We start from the raw sequence: 2112 nt of genomic DNA on the forward strand, positions 1-2112 counted from the left end.
GGACCGGGCGCCGGGTTTGCGGTGTGCGGGTGGGCGCGCGTTATTCGGAGGCGGTCATCCCGCCACCGAAGGCGCCGCGCGCTTCGCCCGCCTTGCGGCCCTCGGAGGTGATGTCGAACACACCGCCGATCTCTTCGGCCTTCGGACCGAAGAAACTGCCGCTGAAGCTGCCGGTGTACCCGTCGCCGCCGGTCAGCCCGCCTTTGGTACCGACGCCGCTGACACCGGTGCCCGAGAAGCTGTTGCCGTCGATATCGCCCTTCAGCGTGGCCAGGGTGTTCAGCGTGGTCGTCAGGGTGTTCTCCCCGAACTTGGCTATTGTCGTCATGACCTCCTTCTGGTTTGTGATCGCACCATTTCCATCCGCGGCGGCGGCGCGGACATTGCCTGTCCATCCGCCCTCGTAGGTGGCCTGTCCGAAGTTCGGCATGTCATTGGTCGGGGTCACGGTGCCGTCGGGCAGCTTGCTGACGAAGCCCGTGCCCAGGTCGGCAAGGGTATTGCCATCCTCCTTCAGACCCGCCCAGGTGCCGTAGTTCAGGTGCTCGAAGGACTTCGCCGTCGGGAACCGGACGTTATGCACCGGCGTCTTGATGTACTGGTACCGGACGCCATCGTTGCCGCTGCCGCTCGGATCTGCATTACCGTCCGTGGTCACGCCGACGCGCTTGTACCAGGTCCTGTTGCCCTCGTCGTCATCGTGGTAGTAGATGCCGTTCTCGTCGTTGGTGTTTTGGGGATCTTTATCGTATCCGATCGTGAACTTGTCGAGGCTTCCGCTCCCAGTCTTCCCGGTTGGCGTCGCGTCGGGACCGGTCACTTCGTAGAAAACGCCCGTCGCCCGCTTGACCACATATTTCTTGTCTCCCTGATCGAACGTGCCATAGGGCGCGTCCTCGTTTTCAGGGGTGGCACGTATATAAATATGATTTGAATTTTCAGATGGATTGTCGTTGCGCCTGAAGACGGAGACCATCACGTCCTTCTTCGCCGCCTCCGAGGTCTCGTACTTGTCGACGAGGACCAGGCGCATTTTGTCATCGGCGGAATCGGTTATGCTGCCGATTGTCAGGCTCCGCCGTTCCACCGCGGGCTGCGCCATGACCTCCGGGGTGTTTCCGCTCTTTTCCTTATAGGGACTGGCCGTCCGCGCGCTTCTTCTGGCAATCGTAAAGGGACCGATCTTCCCGGTCGTTCGCTCGACCTCGTCGTTCACCTTCTTCACCATCTTCTCCGCACCCGCAACGATCGTCACCTCTCCGACCCTGTAGGTCGGCTTGCCGTCATCGTCGTAGCTGACCTTGACCTCCATCCCGGCGGCCTTGACCGCTTCCGCCGCCTTGTCCATGGCGATCTTTTGCTGGGCCTGCGCCGTCTTCAGCGCCGCCTGCGCCGCAATGCGGGCCTCCACCGCCGCCGTGTCCGTGGTCGCGGCGGCCGCCTTCGCCGATTCCGCCTTCGCCGTATTATAGGCCGTCATCGCCGCCCGCGCGGCGGCGCGCGCCGCCTCGGCATGCGTTTTCGCCATCGGGTCGCCGGTCTGCAGCAGGGCAATATTCATCTGTGCCGCCTCGGCCTTGTCCGCCTCCGTATCCGCCGCGTCGGACTGCGTCTTGGCCGCCTCCATCGCAGCCTTCGCCGCCGCCTGCGCCTTGCCGAGCTCGCTCGTCGGGGCCGCACCGCCATTGCCCGTTCCGCCGCCTGCGCCGCCGCCGCCGGTGGTGTTGCAGGCGGCAAGGCCGAGGGTGAGCACCGAGGCGCAGCACATAAGGGCAAGCCTGCGCGGCCGTCCGGCGACCGCCACTCTTTGTGATTGCTTCGTCATGATTGAATGTCCCTTGTCTTTCAGGTGTCTTTCAGGTTGTCTTTCGTGCGCCGGGGCGTGCGCCGGGGAATGTCCCGCCGCGCCTAGAAATTGCGCTGCAGACGCAACAGGCCCGTCGTCGCGTCGCCGCCGGCATAGCCCACGGCGGCATTGCTCTTGCCGAAGTTGGTGTGGCGAACCTCGCCGCGCACCTCGACATTGGCGACCGGGTTCCACACCAGCACGCCCTCGACCGCCCAGGAGCTGATGCCCGAGCCCGCATCGCCGAGCTTCATGTTGCCCGCAAC

Annotated in this window: 2 protein-coding genes; both read right to left on the minus strand. The window is 64.5% G+C overall.

Features of this window, described 5'->3' with window-relative positions:
- Positions 1 to 40: 40 nt before the first annotated feature.
- The gene (locus tag E4M07_RS29985) at positions 41 to 1825 is read right to left on the minus strand and encodes a transferrin-binding protein-like solute binding protein (protein WP_136661889.1); all 1785 of its coding nucleotides are present in this window, start codon (positions 1823 to 1825) and stop codon (positions 41 to 43) included.
- An 83-nt stretch (positions 1826 to 1908) separates the two neighbouring features.
- A partial coding sequence (locus E4M07_RS28945; RefSeq protein ID WP_206057436.1) for a hypothetical protein occupies positions 1909 to 2112 on the minus strand: 204 nt, incomplete at its 5' end.

This window comes from Nitratireductor sp. XY-223 (assembly GCF_004959855.1).
Classification (GTDB): domain Bacteria; phylum Pseudomonadota; class Alphaproteobacteria; order Rhizobiales; family Rhizobiaceae; genus Hoeflea_A.